This window comes from Streptomyces sp. NRRL F-5122 (assembly GCF_001507435.1).
Taxonomy (GTDB): domain Bacteria; phylum Actinomycetota; class Actinomycetes; order Streptomycetales; family Streptomycetaceae; genus Streptomyces; species Streptomyces lannensis.
Genome location: NZ_LMWH01000161.1, coordinates 23,679 through 41,073, shown reverse-complemented (window position 1 = coordinate 41,073; position 17,395 = coordinate 23,679). Strand labels below are relative to the sequence as shown.

General features: G+C 71.1%; 15 protein-coding genes. 6 read left to right on the top strand and 9 right to left on the bottom strand.

What is annotated here, in order from left to right; genetic code table 11:
* Nucleotides 1-144: 144 nt before the first annotated feature.
* Together ADL25_RS17565 and ADL25_RS17560 are read left to right on the top strand one after the other, a co-directional pair.
* Nucleotides 145-1,023 (top strand): sterol desaturase family protein, encoded by an 879-nt coding sequence (locus ADL25_RS17565; protein WP_059128692.1) that lies wholly within the window; start codon nucleotides 145-147, stop codon nucleotides 1,021-1,023.
* A gap of 144 nt (nucleotides 1,024-1,167) precedes the next feature.
* Nucleotides 1,168-2,214 (top strand): zinc-dependent alcohol dehydrogenase family protein, encoded by a 1,047-nt coding sequence (locus ADL25_RS17560; RefSeq protein WP_059128691.1) that lies wholly within the window; start codon nucleotides 1,168-1,170, stop codon nucleotides 2,212-2,214.
* On the opposite strand, the gene ADL25_RS17555 is transcribed toward ADL25_RS17560, so the two are convergent.
* The 4 genes from ADL25_RS17555 to ADL25_RS17540 form a co-directional block, all read right to left on the bottom strand.
* Nucleotides 2,215-3,282: a CopD family protein gene (locus ADL25_RS17555; protein WP_079050428.1), complete on the bottom strand. Its 1,068-nt coding sequence runs from the start codon at nucleotides 3,280-3,282 to the stop codon at nucleotides 2,215-2,217. It abuts the gene before it with no gap.
* 95 nt (nucleotides 3,283-3,377) lie between these two features.
* Nucleotides 3,378-4,775, bottom strand: coding sequence for a CoA transferase (locus ADL25_RS17550; protein WP_059128690.1), 1,398 nt, complete (start codon nucleotides 4,773-4,775; stop codon nucleotides 3,378-3,380).
* Nucleotides 4,776-4,859: 84 nt separating this feature from the next.
* Nucleotides 4,860-6,380, bottom strand: coding sequence for a S8 family peptidase (locus tag ADL25_RS17545; RefSeq protein ID WP_059128689.1), 1,521 nt, complete (start codon nucleotides 6,378-6,380; stop codon nucleotides 4,860-4,862).
* A gap of 71 nt (nucleotides 6,381-6,451) precedes the next feature.
* On the bottom strand, nucleotides 6,452-7,978 hold the full coding sequence (locus tag ADL25_RS17540) for a S8 family serine peptidase (protein WP_059128688.1): 1,527 nt from the start codon (nucleotides 7,976-7,978) through the stop codon (nucleotides 6,452-6,454).
* Nucleotides 7,979-8,280: 302 nt separating this feature from the next.
* Between ADL25_RS17540 and ADL25_RS17535 the strand changes: the two genes are divergently transcribed.
* The 3 genes from ADL25_RS17535 to moaA all read left to right on the top strand — a co-directional run bounded on the left by ADL25_RS17535 (nucleotide 8,281) and on the right by moaA (nucleotide 11,388).
* Nucleotides 8,281-8,637 (top strand): DUF485 domain-containing protein, encoded by a 357-nt coding sequence (locus ADL25_RS17535; protein ID WP_059128687.1) that lies wholly within the window; start codon nucleotides 8,281-8,283, stop codon nucleotides 8,635-8,637.
* Complete coding sequence (locus ADL25_RS17530; protein ID WP_059128686.1) at nucleotides 8,634-10,253, top strand: cation acetate symporter; 1,620 nt, start codon at nucleotides 8,634-8,636, stop codon at nucleotides 10,251-10,253. The genes ADL25_RS17535 and ADL25_RS17530 overlap by 4 nt, the downstream gene beginning before the upstream one ends.
* A gap of 145 nt (nucleotides 10,254-10,398) precedes the next feature.
* Nucleotides 10,399-11,388: a GTP 3',8-cyclase MoaA gene (moaA, locus tag ADL25_RS17525; RefSeq protein ID WP_059128685.1), complete on the top strand. Its 990-nt coding sequence runs from the start codon at nucleotides 10,399-10,401 to the stop codon at nucleotides 11,386-11,388.
* Nucleotide 11,389: 1 nt separating this feature from the next.
* Here the strand turns inward: moaA and ADL25_RS17520 are convergent, their stop codons facing one another.
* On the bottom strand, nucleotides 11,390-11,602 hold the full coding sequence (locus tag ADL25_RS17520) for a hypothetical protein (protein ID WP_402524610.1): 213 nt from the start codon (nucleotides 11,600-11,602) through the stop codon (nucleotides 11,390-11,392).
* 241 nt (nucleotides 11,603-11,843) lie between these two features.
* Nucleotides 11,844-12,275, bottom strand: a complete 432-nt coding sequence (locus ADL25_RS17515) for a DUF3099 domain-containing protein (RefSeq protein ID WP_059128683.1) — start codon at nucleotides 12,273-12,275, stop codon at nucleotides 11,844-11,846.
* A 241-nt stretch (nucleotides 12,276-12,516) separates the two neighbouring features.
* Here ADL25_RS17515 and ADL25_RS17510 point away from each other — a divergent pair, with 241 nt between their 5' ends.
* A complete protein-coding gene (locus tag ADL25_RS17510) occupies nucleotides 12,517-12,798 on the top strand; it encodes a GlsB/YeaQ/YmgE family stress response membrane protein (RefSeq protein WP_059128682.1) in 282 nt (93 codons plus the stop codon).
* A 65-nt stretch (nucleotides 12,799-12,863) separates the two neighbouring features.
* Here ADL25_RS17510 and tyrS read toward each other — a convergent pair whose 3' ends face one another.
* Genes tyrS through ADL25_RS17495 form a run of 3 tightly spaced genes read right to left on the bottom strand, consistent with a single transcriptional unit; the run spans nucleotide 12,864 to nucleotide 17,175 of the window.
* On the bottom strand, nucleotides 12,864-14,132 hold the full coding sequence (gene tyrS / locus ADL25_RS17505; protein ID WP_059128681.1) for a tyrosine--tRNA ligase: 1,269 nt from the start codon (nucleotides 14,130-14,132) through the stop codon (nucleotides 12,864-12,866).
* A 56-nt stretch (nucleotides 14,133-14,188) separates the two neighbouring features.
* Nucleotides 14,189-15,583, bottom strand: coding sequence for a TldD/PmbA family protein (locus ADL25_RS17500; protein WP_059128680.1), 1,395 nt, complete (start codon nucleotides 15,581-15,583; stop codon nucleotides 14,189-14,191).
* Complete coding sequence (locus tag ADL25_RS17495; protein WP_416070685.1) at nucleotides 15,580-17,175, bottom strand: TldD/PmbA family protein; 1,596 nt, start codon at nucleotides 17,173-17,175, stop codon at nucleotides 15,580-15,582. The genes ADL25_RS17500 and ADL25_RS17495 overlap by 4 nt, the downstream gene beginning before the upstream one ends.
* Between the last annotated feature and the right edge of the window lie 220 nt (nucleotides 17,176-17,395).

Below are 17,395 nucleotides of genomic sequence, written 5' to 3'. Positions count from 1 at the left end.
CTCCCGACAGGAGGGGACCGGTTCCCGCGATCCGCCTGTGCCCGGCCCGTGGGCGGCGGCACCGGCGGACGGCCGCGCGGATTCGCCGATACTTGTCGGTAACAACCCCTGGCCGTAGGCGGCGCGCGGTTCTACGGTGCACCCATGCCGAACCTGCCCGATGTCGTGATGTGGTCGATACCCGCCTTCGTGCTGCTCACCGCGATCGAGATGGTGAGCGTACGCATCCATCCCGACGAGGACGCGGCGGGCTATGACGCCAAGGACGCGGCGACCAGCATCGGCATGGGACTGGGCAGTCTCTTCTTCGACTTCCTGTGGAAGATACCGATCGTCGCGGTCTACGCGGCGGTCTACGCACTCACGCCGCTGCGCGTCCCCCTGCTGTGGTGGACCGTCCTCCTCATGCTCCTCGCGCAGGACTTCTTCTACTACTGGTCCCATCGCGGGCACCACGTCATCCGGATCCTGTGGGCCTGTCACGTCGTCCACCACTCGAGCCGGAAGTTCAACCTCAGCACCGCGCTGCGCCAGCCCTGGACGTCCGTCACCTCCTGGCCCTTCTACCTGCCCCTGATCGCGGCCGGAGTGCATCCGGCCGCGCTGGCGTTCTGCTCCTCCGTGAACCTGGTCTACCAGTTCTGGATCCACACCGAGCGGATCGACAGGATGCCCCGGTGGTTCGAGTTCGTGTTCAACACGCCGTCGCACCACCGGGTGCACCACGCATCCCAGGGCGGCTACCTGGACCGCAACTTCGGCGGCATCCTGATCCTCTGGGACCGGATGTTCGGCTCGTTCGTCGCCGAGACCGAGCGGCCCGTGTACGGGCTGACGAAGAACATCGGCACCCACAACCCGCTGAAGGTCGCCACCCACGAGTACGCGGCCATCGCCAGGGACGTCAGGGCGGCGGGCAGCTGGGGCGAGCGCGCCGGACGGATGTTCCGCGGGCCGGGCTGGCAGCCGGTGGCCGCGGCGCCGCTCGCGGCGGCGCGGCCCGCCGAGGAGCCCGCCGCCTGAGAGCCCGCGGCGGGCGCCGGAGCTGCGCAGACGGCGTCGGCCGGGGCCCCTCGACGAGTGACGCGCCGGCGGCGACGTACGGTGAGGTGTGCTCGACCACCCCCTGAGCACTCGTACGACCGTTCGCAGGAGAAGGACCCTCACATGCGCGCCACCACCATCCACGCCCCCTTCGACATGCGGGTGGAGGACGTGCCCGACCCCGTCGTCCAGGTGCCCACCGACGCGGTCGTGCGGGTGGTGAAGGCCTGTATCTGCGGCAGCGACCTGTGGGCGTACCGCGGTGAGTCGTCCCGGAAGCCCGGGCAGCGCATCGGGCACGAGTTCCTCGGCACGGTCGAGGAGACCGGCTCCGAGGTGACCGGCGTCCGGCGCGGCGACCTGGTCGTCGCGCCCTTCGTGTGGTCGGACGGCGTCTGCGACTACTGCCGCGAGGGGCTCACCACCTCCTGCGAGCACGGCGGCTTCTGGGGCTCGGTCGGCTCCGACGGCGGGCAGGGCGAGGCGGTGCGCGTGCCCTTCGCCGACGCCACCCTGGTCCGGCTGCCGAAGGAGGCACTCTCCGACGGCCGTCTGCTGTCCGCGCTGCTGACGCTCTCCGACGTGCTGGGCACCGGTCACCACGCCGCCCTCGGCGCGGGAGTCCGCCCCGGCGCCACCGTGGCCGTGGTCGGTGACGGGGCCGTCGGACTGTGCGCCGTCCTGGCCGCCAAGCGGCTCGGCGCCGAGCGGATCATCGCCCTGGGGCGCCATGAGGCCCGTACGGACATCGCCCGGCTCTTCGGGGCCACGGACGTCGTCGCGGAGCGCGGGGACGCGGCCGTCGAGGCCGTCCGCGAACTCACCCGCGGCCAGGGCGCGCACGCCGTCGTCGAGGCCGTCGGCACCGAGCAGTCCATGCGCACCGCAGTGAACGTCACCCGGGACGGCGGCGCCATCGGTTTTGTCGGTGTCCCGCACGGCAGCAGCACCGGACTCGACCTCGGCGTCATGTTCGACCGGAACATCGCCCTGCACGGCGGCGTGGCCCCGGTGCGCACGTACATCCCGGAGCTGCTGCCCGACATCCTCGACGGCACCATCGACCCCTCGCCGGTCTTCGACCGCACGGTCGGCCTCGAGGGCGTGCCCGACGGATACCGGGCGATGGACGAGCGCACGGCCCTCAAGGTGCTCGTCACCCAGGACTGATCAGGACCAGCGGATCGGCAACGGCAGCGCCGTCAGCAGCCCCGACACGGCGACGACCAGCCCCAGCAGCGCCACCTCGGCGCGGGCGGGGGCACAGGCGGCGAGCGGGTCGGCGGCGCGCCGCAGCCGTGTTCGCGCGATCAGTGCGAGCAGGGCGACGACGGCCACGAGCAGCACCTTGGCGAGCAGGGTGCGGCCGTAGGCCGTCGTGGTCAGCTGGTCCAGGACCGTGTGCGCGGGCATGCGGCGCAGCGAGCTCCACAGCCCCGTGGCGGTGATCAGGGCCAGCAGCACGGCCGCCCCGCGCGCATACAGTCCCAGCAGCGCTCCGCCCGCCCGGGGGGCCGCGCGCCAGTGCCGCACTGTGCGCAGGACGTGCAGCAGCCCGCCCGCCCACAGCGAGGCGCAGACGAGGTGCACGAGCGTCAGAGCCGAGCCGAGCGCGGGGGAGTGCTCCGTCGCGGGGTGGGCGCGCAGCGCCTCCGCGACGGCCACCGTGGCCGGTGGCCACATCCGGCAGGCGGGACGGCGGGAGAGAGCACACACTCCGGCCGCGAGGAACGCGTTGACCTCCAGGAGGGCCAGCAGGCCGTCACGGGTTCGGTACAGCCCGCCCGGGTCGATCTCGGAGAGCCGGTGAGGGACCAGATTGCCGGTGGCCACGACCGCGGCGAGCACCAGCGCGGCGACGAGGCCCGCGCCCGCCGCATGGGGCCCCAGGCTGCGCGGAAGGTCCGTGACCGGGGCGCCCGGCACCCTGCGGACGAGCCGGGCCACGAAGAACTCGCCGGCGGGTATGCACAGCGCCGCGAACAGCGCGGCACGCATCAGGCCGATGCCCCCGGCCCCCGGCGCGGCCGCCTCACCCGTGCCGTGCAGCGTGGCCGGGGCGCCGAGCGAAGGGATCAGGGCGGCGGCCGTCACAAGGGCGAGCAGGGCGACGGCCCGGCGGGCCGAGGGGCCGCGGGGCGGGGCGACCGCCAAGGGTATGCGGGCAGCGTCCGCCGCGTCGCCGTCCGTCCCGGCCGTGGATCCGCTCGAACTCACCTCACGATCCTCGCCAGTCATGACAGAACGGGCAACCACCCGAAAACAACTGAGGGAGCGGCATTCCGCCCCCGGTGCAGCATCACGCCACGGGCCGAGCGCACCCGGCGAGCGGCTCAGCCCCTGCCGGCAACCGGCGCCCAACGTGCCGGATCACCGCCCCACCGCCCCGGCGGTCGCGCCCAGTCCACGGGTCCGCCCGCGAACCGGATCGGCGGCAGGGCGTACCGCAGCCGGCCGAGTGCGCCGGTGGTCTCGGTCAGCCAGGGGTCCGGGCCCTCGTACGGAGCGTGCGCGTGCCCGGCCTCCCGTGCGGTCCCGCCCGTCAGCCAGGCCGCCGTCCGGGCCAGCGCCAGCCGCACGACGCGGCTGCCGCCCTGCTCCGTCTGCTCGGTGAGGGACCTCAGCACCGCCGCGGCCAGCAGATACCCCGTGCCGTGGTCCAGGGCCTGGGCGGGCAACGCCCCGGGTCGTTCGGCCTCCCCCTCGGCCGCCGCGATCCCGGTGGCGACCTGGACCAGGCTGTCGAAGCCCCGCCGCTCACCCCATGGCCCGTAGGCGCCCCACGCGGACAACTGCGCCACCACAAGACCGGGCCGCCGCCCGGCCAGTTCCTCGGCGGCCAGCCCCCAGCGGTCCAGCGCGCCGGGCCGATAGCCCGTGACCACCACGTCCGCTGTCGCCAGCAGATCCTCGAGGGTCCGCCGGTCCGCGGCCGCCGTCAGGTCGAGCGTGGCGGACCGCTTTCCGAAGTCCATGTCGGCGTGCTGGTCGGGGAGTTCGGGCAGACGCGGGCTGTCGATCCGCAGCACGTCGGCGCCCAGCAGCGCCAGGGTGCGGGTGGCGACGGGGCCTGCGATGACCCGGGTGAGGTCCAGGACGCGGATGCCCGCCGCGGCCCGCAGGGGTTCACCGGCGAGTGGCAGAAGCGGACGGCCGGGCGCCGTGCCGAGCCGTTCGCGCTCCACCAGCGGGTGTGCGGCGAGGGCGCGTCCCTGCCGGTGGGCGGCCCACTCCTCGGGCGTGCGCAGCGCGACGGCGAGCCCTCCGGCCGCGTACACGCTCTCCTCCACCTCCACGGCCGACCGCTCGCCGAGCGCGGCGGCCACGCTGTCCGCGGAGGCCCCGGCCGTCAGGCCGAGGGCGGCGAGCAGCCTCTTTCGGTGGTGGGGATAGTTCGCGTGGGTGCGCACCCAGCCGTCCGCGGTGCGCCAGAAACGGGAGAGCGGTGCGAAGGAGACCGGTTCGCGGCCGTCCACCCGAAGGTGCCGTTCGCTGCGGAAGGCGGTGGCGACCGCGCCGTCGTCCACCCGGACCTCGGGCACGGAGGACAGTCCGGCCCGCCGTGCCCCCCACTCGGCCGCGGCCAGCGCACACGCCCCGACACAGGCCCGTGCCACCTCCCGCACGGGCAGGCGCGAGGGCAGCGCCCCGTCCCGCACGACGGCCGAGACCTTCGGCACCAGTGCGGGGTCGCCGCCCAGCGCCGCCCATGCCACGTCCATGTCCGTCATGGGGGCACTATGCAGCGTGTACCGGATCAACATGGGGGAGGGGCCCGGCGGAGCCCCTCCCTGTGCGGCCTCACACCGGAACGGCTACCGGGTCACGGCCTTCAGCGCGTTGACGGTGCCCCACCCGTAGAACCCGTTGTGGTTCTTCGACCCCTTGCACACGGCGTCGATCTTGCCGTCCGAGTCGATGTCGTACGGGTCCGTGCACGGCGTGGCGTCGGCCTCGGCGTACAGCAGCGCCTTGACGAGGGCGGCGGGTGCGTGCGGGTGTGTCGACTTGATGAGGGCTGCCACCCCCACGACGTGCGGGGTCGCCATCGACGTACCCGCCATGTAGCCCCACTTGCCACCCGGCAGCGGGCCGAGGATCAGACCACTGGTGGCCGGCGGGGCGGGGGTCTGGTAGGCCGTGGAGTCGCCGCCTGGAGCGGCCACGTCAATGACGCCGAGGCCGTAGTTGGAGAACGAGGACTTGATGCCCTTCGCCCCGGTCGCGGAGACGGTGACCACGCCCGGCAGCTGGGTCGGGATGTCGAAGCACTCGTGCGGGTCGACCACCCGGTCGCTGGGCGTTCCGTCGTTCGGGGAGACCGGGTCGGTGATCGAGTCCGCGTCCAGGTCGTAGCTCTCGTTGCCCGCGGCGGCGACATTGACGGTGCCCTTGCGCTCCGCGTACTGCGAGGCGCGGGTGATGGCGTCGACGAGCGCCCTCTGGTCCGGGTCGCCGGTGCAGTTGAAGTACCAGGGGTCGGTGTAGTAGCTGTTGTTGGTGACGTCGACGTGGTGCTCGGCCGCCCAGACGAAACCGCAGACCACGGCCTCGGTGTAGAAGTAGCCCGCCGTCGTGGCGACCTTGATGCCGGCGACCTTCACGCCGGGCGCGACACCGGTGATGCCGACGCCGTTCTTGGCGCCCGCGATCTCACCGGCGACATGTGTGCCGTGCGGGCTCTCCGCCGCGCTCGGCCGCCAGGCTCCGTCGGCCGTGTCGGGCTTGCCGGACACGCAGTTGACCGAGGCGCCGCGGTCGAAGTTGGGTGCTATGTCCGGGTGGGTGTCGTCCACCCCCGTGTCGATGACGGCCACGGTGACGTCGCGGCTGCCGAGCGTCTTCTCGTGCGCCTTGTCCGCCTTGATGGCGGGCAGGTCCCACTGCAACGGCTCCAGCGGGTCCTGTCCGCCGGCCGCCCGGGCGCCCGCCACCTCCTCGGAGGTGAGCACCTTGGGCGTTCCGACATCGGTGGTCGACTGCGCGGGAAGGGGCGCGTTGCGGGTGGCACCCGCCGACTGCACTCCGGGCACCCTGCGCAGGGTCCTGGCGAAGTCGGGGTTCGAGGAGTGGACCACGATCACGCCGATCTTGTCGTACGCGACCACGATCGTGCCGCCCGCCTCGGCGACGGCCCGCTTCACATGCGACGAGACGCCGTGCCCGGGGCGGACGTTGACGACATAGCTGAGCGGGACGGTCTCGGCCGCCGTGGCTCTGGGGGCCGTCTCCGCAGCGGACGCGGTGACGTTGGGCAGGAAGGCAAGGGCGGTCGCCGTAGCCATCCCGAGGGGAAGGGCGACCAGACGGCGGGAGCGCTTCAGAGGTGCGGTCATGATGTCTCCAATTCCGTTCGCGGTATGAGCGGTTCGATCCGGGCCGTGCGTCAACAGGCGGTTCAGAACGGCTACTTGACCGCTCGCAGCGCGTTGACGATGCCGAAGCCGTAGAAGCCGTTCACACGCTTGCCGCCCACACAGGTAGCGTCCGCGACCCCGTCGCCGTCACCGTCGTAGGGAGCCGTGGGGCAGCCGGGGTTGTCCGCCTGCGCCTTCAGCAGCGCCGTGAGGACGGCGGGGCCGGCCCAGGGGTGCGCGGACTTCAGCAGCGCCGCCACGCCGGCGACGTGCGGGGACGCCATGGATGTGCCCTGCAGGAAGCCGTACTGGCCGTTCGGCATCGTGGACAGGACGCGGCCGTTCTTCGAGGGCGTGTCCGGGATCTGGAACTTGTCGCCGCCCGGCGCCACGACGTCGATCACGCCGTCGCCATAGCTGGAGTAGTACGACTTGGCCTTGGTGACGCCGGTCGCGCCGACCGTCACGACGCCCGGCAACTGCGTCGGTACGTCGAAGCACTCGTGCGGGTCGACGGTGCGGGTGACCGCGGTCGAGTCGTCGGGACTGGAGGCGTCGACGAGGGCGTGGGAGTCGAGGTCGTCGTTGGAGTTGCCCGCCGACGCGACGTTGAGGGTCCCCTTGCGCTGGGCGTACCGCTGGGCCCGGTCGACCGCGTCGACGATGGCCCGCTGGTCGGGGTCGTCCATGCAGTTGTACAGCCACGGGTCCACGTAGTAGCTGTTGTTCGTGACCTCCACGCCGTGGTCGGCGGCGAACACGAACGCACAGACGACGCTCTCGGGGTAGAAGAGCTCGCTGACCGGGTCGGCGACCTTGATGGCGGAGACCTTGACGCCCGGGGCGACGCCGGCGACGCCGATCCCGTTGCGGGCCGCGGCGATCTCTCCGGCGACATGGGTGCCGTGGTAGTGGTCCGGGTTCGCGGGGCGCCAGGCGCCGTACGAGGTGTCCGCCTTGCCGCCGACGCAGTTCGCGGACTGCGCCGCGGAGAAGTTCGGGGCGAGATCGGGGTGGGTGTCGTCGACGCCCGTGTCGATGACGGCGACCGTGACGCTCCGGCTGCCCGGGTCGATCTTCGCGGCCCTGTCGGCGCCGATCGCCCGCAGGTCCCACTGGTCGGCCTCGAGGGGCTCGCCCTCGCCCGCGGCAGCCGAGGTACTCCGGGCCTTCGCCGCCTGGGCCTTCGTCAGATACTGCGCGGCGCCCTCTTCCGTCGTTCCCGCCGGGGTCAGCGGCGCGGTCCGGGTCGCACCCGCGGACTGCACCCCGCGGACCGCGCGCAGGGTCTGTGCGAACTCGGGGTTCGAGGAGTGGACGACGATCACGCCGATCCTGTCGTACGTCACCACGACCGTGCCGCCGGCCGCGGTGATGGCCCGCTGTACCGCGGAGATCGTGTGACGGTCCGTCCTGGTGTTGACGACGTAGGCGAGTTCGGGGCCGGCGGCGGCCCGCACGGTGGTGGTGCGCGGGGCGGCCGACGCGGCACCCGGCAGGAAGCCCAGTGAGGCGGTGAGCGACAGCACGACCGGTACGGCGAGTGCGAGCCGGCGTCTGGAACGCAGATGAGCCATGGGATCTCCACATCATCCGGAACGTGAACATGCCGGGACACGGGTGGTGTCCGGCAGGTACATGACGGGTGGTGCAGTGGCGAAGCTATCCGCCGTCGCGGCTCGTCAGCAATGACTTCCGGGAACGAGGTACGAAAGAAGTAAAGAGAAGTTGAACCGGCCCACCCCCGGCGCCGTGAGCCTGTGCAGGGAGCTCCAGGACGATCGGCGCCCCCTGCCGGATCACGAGACGGAGCGCTACGGTCGCACTCGGCTATGTGATCCACATCACTGTGATCGCACCCGTAACGCGAGGAGACTCCGTGGCCACAGACGCACCTCCCCCCTCGAGGGCCGGACACGAACTGCCGTCCACCGAGGAGTTCAGGGCGGTCCAGGAAGGCGCCGAGTTCGGCGAACTGCGCCGCTCCCACCGCTCGTTCGCCTTCCCGCTGACCGTGGCGTTCATCGCCTGGTACCTGGTCTACGTCCTGCTGTCCAACTACGCGGGCGGATTCATGGGCACCAAGCTCTTCGGCAACATCAACGTCGCCCTGGTGCTCGGCCTCGCCCAGTTCCTCACCACGTTCCTGATCGCGTGGTGGTACTCGCGGCACGCCGCCGCCAAGCTCGACCCCAAGGCCGCGGCCATCAAGTCCCGGATGGAGCACGACGCATGAGCCCCACACTCGTCATGGCCGCCGGTGAGGCGAGCGAGCACCGGCCGCTGATCATCACCCTGTTCGCGGTGTTCGTCGCCGCGACCCTCGTCATCACCGTGTGGGCGGGCCGCCAGACCAAGAACGCCGTCGACTTCTACGCGGGCGGCCGCCAGTTCACCGCCTTCCAGAACGGCCTGGCCGTCTCCGGCGACTACATGTCCGCCGCGTCCTTCCTCGGTATCGCGGGCGCGATCGCCCTCGCCGGCTACGACGGCTTCCTGTACTCCATCGGGTTCCTGGTCGCCTGGCTGGTGGCCCTGCTCCTGGTCGCCGAGCCGCTGCGCAACTCCGGCCGCTACACCATGGGCGACGTACTGGCCTACCGCATGCGGCAGCGTCCGGTCCGCACCGCGGCCGGCACCTCCACGATCGTCGTGTCGATCTTCTATCTGCTGGCCCAGATGGCGGGTGCGGGCGTCCTGGTCTCGCTGCTGCTCGGCATCACCAGCGACGGCGGCAAGGTCGGCATCGTCGCACTCGTCGGCGTCCTGATGATCGTGTACGTCACCATCGGCGGCATGAAGGGCACCACCTGGGTGCAGATGGTCAAGGCGGTCCTGCTGATCGCGGGCGCGCTGCTGCTGACCTTCCTGGTGCTGCTGAAGTTCAACTTCAACCTCTCGGACCTGCTCGGCAAGGCCGCCAGCAACAGCGGCAAGGGCGCGGCCTTCCTGGAGCCCGGTCTCAAATACGGTGCCACCGGCACGACCAAGCTCGACTTCATCTCCCTGGGCATCGCCCTGGTCCTCGGCACCGCCGGCCTGCCGCACATCCTGATCCGCTTCTACACGGTGCCCACCGCCAAGGCCGCCCGGAAGTCGGTGAACTGGGCGATCGGCCTCATCGGCGCCTTCTACCTGATGACGCTCGCCCTCGGCTTCGGGGCCGCGGCCCTGATCAAGCCGGACGAGATCATCGCCTCCAACAAGGCGGGCAACACGGCCGCGCCCCTGCTCGCCCTGCATCTGGGCGGCGTCGACTCCAGTTGGGGCGCGATCCTGCTGGCCAGCATCTCCGCGGTCGCCTTCGCCACGATCCTCGCAGTCGTCGCGGGACTGACCCTGGCCTCGTCCTCGTCGTTCGCGCACGACATCTACGCCAACGTCATCAAGAAGGGGAAGGCCGACGAGAAGCAGGAGTTGAACGCGGCGCGCTGGGCGACGGTCGGCATCGGCGCCGTGTCCATCGTCCTCGGTGCCCTCGCCCGCGATCTGAACGTGGCGGGACTGGTCGCCCTGGCCTTCGCCGTCGCCGCCTCCGCCAACCTCCCGACCATCCTCTACAGCCTGTTCTGGAAGCGCTTCACCACCAGCGGCGCCCTGTGGTCGATCTACGGCGGCCTGGTCACCGCCGTCGGCCTGGTGCTGTTCTCGCCGGTGGTGTCCGGCAAGGAGACGTCGATGTTCCCGGACGTCGACTTCCATTGGTTCCCGCTGGAGAACCCGGGCATCATCTCGATCCCGGTCGGCTTCCTGCTGGGCATTCTCGGCACGTATCTGTCGAAGGAGGAGCCGGACGCGGGCAAGTACGCGGAGTTGGAGGTCCGCTCCCTGACCGGCACCGGAGCGCACTGACCGCACCGTGACGCGGCCGCGTCGTAGGGATCTACGACGCGGCCGCGTCATGTCCGGTGAATCCGGTCGCTGCTGATGTCGGCGGGGTCACGTAGGCTCGCATGTAACGAGAAGTGTGTGATCCGCGACGAGGGAGGGGGCTCACGTGCTCATCGACACCTACGGCCGGGTTGCCACCGATCTGCGGGTCTCGCTGACCGACCGGTGCAATCTGAGGTGCACGTACTGCATGCCCGAGGAGGGCCTGCAGTGGCTGGCCAAGCCCGACCTGCTCAGTGACGACGAGATCGTGCGCCTGATCGACATCGCGGTCACCTCCCTCGGTATCGAGGAGGTCCGCTTCACGGGTGGCGAGCCGCTGCTGCGCCCCGGGCTGGTCGGCATCGTGGAGAGGATCGCCGGGCTGGCCTCCCGCCCCCGGATGTCCCTCACCACGAACGGCATCGGCCTCAAGCGCACGGCCGCGGCACTGAAGGCGGCGGGCCTGGACCGGGTGAACGTCTCCCTGGACACCCTGCGCCCCGATGTCTTCAAGGCCCTCACACGCCGGGACCGGCACAAGGACGTCATCGAGGGGCTGCGGGCCGCCCATGACGCGGGCCTGACCCCGGTCAAGGTCAACACCGTCCTGATGCCCGGGCTGAACCACGACGAGGCCCCGGACCTGCTGGCCTGGGCGGTCGAACACGGCTATGAACTGCGCTTCATCGAGCAGATGCCGCTGGACGCCCAGCACGGATGGAAGCGCGAGGGCATGGTCACCGCGGCCGACATCCTGGCCTCGCTCCGCACCCGCTTCGAACTGACCCCCGAGGGCGACCGGGAGCGCGGTTCCGCCCCGGCCGAGCGCTGGATCGTGGACGGCGGCCCGCACCGTGTCGGTGTGATCGCCTCGGTCACGCGCCCGTTCTGCGCGGCCTGCGACCGTACCCGGCTGACGGCCGACGGCCAGATACGGACATGCCTGTTCGCCACCGAGGAGACCGACCTGCGGGAGGCCCTGCGCTCCGGGGCCCCCGACGAGGAGATCGCCCGTGTCTGGCGGCTCGCGATGTGGGGCAAGAAGGCCGGTTCCGGGCTGGACGACCCGTCGTTCCTGCAGCCCGAGCGGCCGATGTCGGCGATCGGCGGCTGATTCAGCCCGCGTGCGAGTCGGTGTTGTGGGACTCCCAGTCCTCGAGTCGCACAACGTCCTTCAGGAATCCCCGTACGCCGAGGAATTGCGACAGGTGCTCGCGGTGCTCGTCGCACGCGAGCCATGTCTTGCGGCGCTCGGGCGTGTGCAGCTTCGGGTTGTTCCAGGCGAGCACCCATACGGCGTCCGCACGGCAGCCCTTGGCGGAACACATGGGCGAATCGGGGTCAGGTCCCATCACACCCATGACCCTAGCGCGCCGGGAAAAGGCGACGCCGAGCAGCCACGGGGGGAGCTGCCCGGCGTCGGTCCGTCGCTCCGACGGGGGATGCGGAGCGCATAGGGAGTATGTCACGGGTGACCCGCCGCCCGGCACTGGAACTACATGATTGATCTGAGCTTTTCCTGAGCTTGGCAGGGGGTGCGATTCCGCCCGGGAAGGGCCCTCCGGCGGCTCAGGCCCGCTCGTGCGGCTCGCTTCGGACACCCGCTGTGAAGTCGGCCTCGACGCCATCCTGGAGAGGGTCTGCGGCGTCGTGCCCACGACCGGAATCCTCCGGTTGCGAGGATTCCTCGTTCTGCGAGGGGGCGATCATCGGACGCATGGGCGCACTGACGAAAGTCGACGGGAGCGACGGTGCGTTCTCCCGTCCGGCGTTGGCGATGACGACGGCGACATAGGGGAGGACGGCCCCCAGGATCAGCGCGACGACGGCGACCGGCCTGGAGACGTTCCACAGCGTGGCCGCGAGGATCACCGACACCGTGCGCACGCTCATCGAGATGATGTAGCGGCGCTGCCGGGCGCGCACGTCGTCCGCAAGACCCTGCCGGGCACCGGTGATCCGGAATACCGGGGCGTGACCGCCGTTGTTCAGCTTCCGCATGTTCCACCACCCGCCTGCCCCGGGCTCTCCCCGGCCCGAACCTGGTCCGCCCCGGGCCAGCGGCCGGGTCCGGACACCGACAACGTTACGCCGCGGCTGCGTCGCATTCGAGACCGGGGCGCCTGCTGTCCCGCTGACGGCACCGCGCAGTCCCGCGGACGGGGGTATCCGACATGCGCCGTACGGCGCACGGTCCGACACTGGGCGTAATGCTCACGTCGAGCCGTACGAGGAGGCAGCCATGGGCTGGTTGTGGGCGATCATCGTCGGATTCGTGCTGGGCCTGCTGGCCAAGCTCATCCTGCCGGGCAAACAGCACAGCCCGCTGTGGCTGACCACCCTCATGGGCCTGATCGGCGGCATCATCGGCAACGCGATCGCCCGGTCCATCGGCATCGCGGAGACCCGCGGCATCGACTGGGGCCGCCACGGCCTCCAGCTCGCAGCGGCGATCGTCCTCGTGTTCCTGGGCGAGATGGCGTACACCACGATGAAGGGGAGCCGGCACAGGGAGCGGGCCTGACGCCACCGGGGGAGGGGGCGGTCCCGACGGGACCGCCCCCTCCCCCCGTGGCGTACGGGCGCGGATCAGGCGCTCGTGACCTCCACCGCGGCGAGGTTCTTCTTGCCGCGCCGCAGCACCAGCCAGCGGCCGTGGAGCAGGTCCTCCCCGGCGGGGACGGCGTCCTCGGCGGCCACCTTGACGTTGTTCACGTAGGCGCCGCCCTCCTTCACCGTGCGCCGCGCGGCCGACTTGCTGGCCACCAGGCCGACCTCGGCGAACAGGTCCACGACCGGCCCGAGCTCGGCGACCCGGACGTACGGCAGCTCGGACAGGGCCGCGGCCAGCGTGCTCTCGTCGAGCTCGGCCAGCTCGCCCTGCCCGAAGAGGGCCTTGGACGCCGCGATGACGGCGTCCGTCTGATCGGCACCGTGCACCAGCGTGGTCAGCTCCTCGGCCAGCGCACGCTGCGCGGCACGGGCCTGGGGCCGCTCCAGGGTCTGCTGCTCCAGTTCCTCGATCTCGGCGTGGGACCTGAAGCTGAAGATGCGCAGGAACTTCGAGATGTCCCGGTCGTCGGCGTTCAGCCAGAACTGGTAGAAGGCGTACGGCGTGGTCAGCTCCGGGTCGAGCCAGACCGTGCCGGACTCCGTCTTGCCGAACTTGGTGCCGTCCGCCTTGGTGATCAGCGGGGTGGCCAGGGCGTGCACCGCGACGTGCGGCTCGACCTTGTGGATCAGGTCAGCACCCGCGGTGAGGTTGCCCCACTGGTCGCTGCCGCCGGTCTGCAGCGTGCAGCCGTACCGGCGGTACAGCTCCAGGAAGTCCATGCCCTGCAGGATCTGGTAGCTGAACTCCGTGTAGCTGATGCCCGCGTCCGAGTGCAGCCGCCGGGCGACGGCCTCCTTCGTGATCATCTTGTTGACCCGGAAGTGCTTGCCGATGTCCCGCAGGAAGTCGATGGCCGACAGCCCCTGCGTCCAGTCGAGGTTGTTCACCATGGTCGCGGCGTTCGGCCCCTCGAAGTCGAGGAACTTCTCGATCTGGCCGCGCAGCCGCGCCACCCAGCCGGCCACCACCTCGGGGTCGTTCAGCGTGCGCTCCGCGGTCGGCTTGGGGTCGCCGATCAGGCCCGTCGCACCCCCGACCAGGCCCAGCGGGCGGTTGCCGGCCTGCTGGATGCGGCGCATCGTCAGGATCTGCACGAGGTTGCCGAGGTGCAGGCTGGGCGCGGTCGGGTCGAAGCCGCAATAGAACGTGACGGGACCGTCCGCGAACGCCTTGCGCAATGCGTCCTCGTCCGTGGAGAGGGCGATCAGCCCGCGCCACTTCAGTTCGTCGACGATGTCCGTCACGGTTCTCGTGTCTCCTTGGATGATCCTCGGCGGTCTGGTGACAGCCGAATACGAGGTTATACGCCCTGACTGACTGAACTCATGTTGAAATCGGGCACCCGCACCGGGGGCATCGCGGCGCGGGTGAACCAGTCGCTCCATTCGCGCGGCAGGGTCTTCTCCGTGCGCCCCGCCTCCGTCGCCCGGCCCAGCAGGTCGACCGGGGACTCGTTGAAGCGGAAGTTGTTGACCTCGCCCGCGACCTCGCCGTTCTCCACGAGGTAGACGCCGTCCCGGGTCAGGCCGGTGAGCAGCAGCGTCGCCGGGTCCACCTCGCGGATGTACCACAGGCAGGTCAGCAGCAGCCCGCGCTCGGTGTTCGCGACCATCTCCTCCAGGGACCGGTCGGAGCCCCCGTCGAGGATCAGGTTCCCGATCGACGGTGTGACCGGAAGGCCGGTCAGGCCCGCGCTGTGCCGCGTGGCCGTCAGGTGCTTCAGCTCGCCGCCGCGGATCCACTCGGTGGCCTCGAGCGGCAGTCCGTTGTCGAACACCGATGCGTCGTCGCCGGAGGCGTGCGCGACGACGAAGGGCGCCGTCTCCAGGCCGGGCTCATGGGGATCGCTGCGCAGCGTCAGCGGCAGCTCGGAGAGCCTCTCGCCGACGCGTGTGCCGCCACCGGTCCGGCTGAACACCGTGCGGCCCTCGGCCGCGTCCCGGGCCGCCGCGGACCACATCTGGTAGATCAGCAGGTCGGCGACGGCGGTCGGGGGCAGCAGCGTCTCGTACCGGCCCGCGGGCAGCTCGATCCTGCGCTCCGCCCACCCCAGCCGCCGGGCCAGCTCCGCGTCCATCGCCGCCGGGTCGACGTCCTTGAAGTCGCGGGTCGAGCGGCCGGCCCAGGCCGAGCGCGTACGGTCCGGGGACTTGGCGTTGAGCTCCAGGGTGCCGTTGGGCTGGTCGTGGCGCAGGCGCAGTCCGGCAGACGTGGCGAGGTAGGTGGAGACGAGCTCGTGGTTGGCGAAGCCGTACAGCTCACGGCCGCCGGCACGCGCGCGTGCGAACGACTCGCCCAGCGCCGGGGCGAAGTCGGTGAAGACGGCGGACGAGGTCTCGGCGGGGGCGTCCGTGAAGTCCGGGGACTCGGGCACCCCCGTCACCAGCGGATTCGCGTCCTCCGCCGGTCCGGCGCCGTGTGCGGCGGCCTCCGCGGCCCGTACCAGGGACTCCAGCTCGCCCGCGGTGACGGCGGAACGGGAGACGACACCGGACGCGGTGCCCTCCTTGCCGTCGACGGTCGCGATGACGGTGAGGGTGCGTCCGCGGGTCACCCCGTTCGTGGTGAGCGCGTTGCCCGCCCAGCGCAGATTGGCGGTGGAGTGCTCGTCGGCGATGACGACGCACCCGTCCGCGCGGGACAGTTCGAGGGTGCGCTCGACGATCTCGTGCGGCTTGTCGGTACGGGCGGTCATCGTCCGGCCTCCTGCGTGGTGTTCAGAATGTTGACGCCCTTGAAGAGGGCCGACGGGCAGCCGTGCGAGACGGCCGCGACCTGGCCGGGCTGGGCCTTGCCGCAGTTGAAGGCACCGCCGAGGACATAGGTCTGCGGACCGCCGACGGCCGTCATGGAACCCCAGAAGTCGGTGGTCGTCGCCTGGTAGGCGACGTCGCGCAGCTGACCCGTGATGCGACCGTTCTCGATCTTGAAGAACCGCTGACCGGTGAACTGGAAGTTGTAGCGCTGCATGTCGATGGACCAGGAGCGGTCCCCGACGACGTAGATGCCGCGGTCCACGCCACCGATCAGATCCTCGGTGGACAGCCCGCCCGGATCCGGCTGAAGCGAGACGTTGGCCATGCGCTGTACCGGCACGTGCCCGGGCGAGTCGGCGTACGCGCAGCCGTTGGACCGCTCGAACCCGGTCAGCCTCGCGATGCGGCGGTCCAGCTGGTACCCCACCAGCGTCCCGTCCTTGACCAGGTCCCAGGACTGTCCCTCGACGCCCTCGTCGTCGTATCCGATCGTCGCGAGGCCGTGCTCGGCGGTGCGGTCACCGGTGACGTTCATCAGCTCGGAGCCGTACTTGAGCTTGCCCAGCTTGTCGAACGTGGCGAAGGAGGTGCCCGCGTAGGCGGCCTCGTAGCCGAGCGCCCGGTCCAGCTCGGTGGCGTGCCCGATGGACTCGTGAATGGTCAGCCACAGGTTGGACGGGTCGACCACCAGGTCGTACACACCCGCCTCGACGCTCGGCGCACGCATCTTCTCGGCGAGCAGCGCGGGGATCCGCTCCAGTTCCGAGTCCCAGTCCCAGCCGGTGCCCGTCAGGTACTCCCAGCCGCGGCCGACCGGCGGCGCGAGGGTGCGCATGGAGTCGAACTCGCCGGTCGACTCGTCGACCGAGACCGCGGTGAGCTGCGGATGCAGCCGTACGCGCTGCTGTGTGGTCACGGTCCCGGCGGTGTCGGCATAGAACTTGTTCTCATGGACGGTGAGCAGCGAGGCGTCGACGTGGTTGACGCCGTCGGCCGCCAGCAGGCGTGCGCTGAACTCCGCCAGCAGCCCGGTCTTCTCCTCGTCGGGCACGGTGAAGGGGTCGATGTCGTACGACGAGACCCATGTCTTCTCGGCGTGCACGGGCTCCGCCGCCAGCTCCACCCTCCCCCACTGCCCGGAAGGCGTGGGCGGTGCCCCCGAGCCGGACCCCGCCGCCCTGATCACCTGGGCCGACAGCTTCGCCATCGCCACCGCCTGGGAGGCGACCTTGGCCGCCGCGTCCGGCGTCAGATCCACACCCGAGGCGAAGCCCCAGGTCCCGCCGTGCACGACCCGTACCGCGTAGCCCAGGTCGGTGGTGTCCGACGACCCGGAGGGCCTGCCGTCCCGCAACCGCCAGGCGGCGCTGCGCACCCGCTCGAACCGGAAGTCCGCGTGCTCGGCCCCGAGCGAGCGCGCACGTGCCAGCGCGGCGTCGGCCAGGGCCCGCAGCGGCAGTGCCGTGAAGGCTTCGTCGATGGAATGAGGCACCGAGGTCTCCCTGCTGTCGTGGCCTGTCGGTCCGATCATGTCGCGCGAGCGGGCGCCCGGACCACACTTTTCCGCCGCGCGGCCGGACCTTTGCGGTCGGCGACGGGTCCCGGGCGGCCCGGCGGCCCCGCTTCTGTAGGGATCCGACAGCGACTCCCGTATGTCACTGTCGGTGCCCGCTTCTCCGCACGGCGGCCCGGCCAGATAGGTTTTCGACGAAGGCGCATGTCTTTCAGGGGTTACAGACCGCTATCGAAAG

Excerpts from the sequence above, each read along its gene's own strand:
- ADL25_RS17565 (WP_059128692.1), top strand. The coding sequence starts at position 145 with ATGCCGAACCTGCCCGATGTCGTGATGTGGTCGATACCCGCCTTCGTG.
- ADL25_RS17560 (WP_059128691.1), top strand. The coding sequence starts at position 1,168 with ATGCGCGCCACCACCATCCACGCCCCCTTCGACATGCGGGTGGAGGAC.
- ADL25_RS17555 (WP_079050428.1), bottom strand. The coding sequence starts at position 3,282 with ATGACTGGCGAGGATCGTGAGGTGAGTTCGAGCGGATCCACGGCCGGG.
- ADL25_RS17550 (WP_059128690.1), bottom strand. The coding sequence starts at position 4,775 with ATGACGGACATGGACGTGGCATGGGCGGCGCTGGGCGGCGACCCCGCA.
- ADL25_RS17545 (WP_059128689.1), bottom strand. The coding sequence starts at position 6,380 with ATGACCGCACCTCTGAAGCGCTCCCGCCGTCTGGTCGCCCTTCCCCTC.
- ADL25_RS17540 (WP_059128688.1), bottom strand. The coding sequence starts at position 7,978 with ATGGCTCATCTGCGTTCCAGACGCCGGCTCGCACTCGCCGTACCGGTC.
- ADL25_RS17530 (WP_059128686.1), top strand. The coding sequence starts at position 8,634 with ATGAGCCCCACACTCGTCATGGCCGCCGGTGAGGCGAGCGAGCACCGG.
- ADL25_RS17520 (WP_402524610.1), bottom strand. The coding sequence starts at position 11,602 with ATGTGTTCCGCCAAGGGCTGCCGTGCGGACGCCGTATGGGTGCTCGCC.
- ADL25_RS17515 (WP_059128683.1), bottom strand. The coding sequence starts at position 12,275 with ATGCGGAAGCTGAACAACGGCGGTCACGCCCCGGTATTCCGGATCACC.
- ADL25_RS17510 (WP_059128682.1), top strand. The coding sequence starts at position 12,517 with ATGGGCTGGTTGTGGGCGATCATCGTCGGATTCGTGCTGGGCCTGCTG.
- ADL25_RS17500 (WP_059128680.1), bottom strand. The coding sequence starts at position 15,583 with ATGACCGCCCGTACCGACAAGCCGCACGAGATCGTCGAGCGCACCCTC.
- ADL25_RS17495 (WP_416070685.1), bottom strand. The coding sequence starts at position 17,175 with ATGATCGGACCGACAGGCCACGACAGCAGGGAGACCTCGGTGCCTCAT.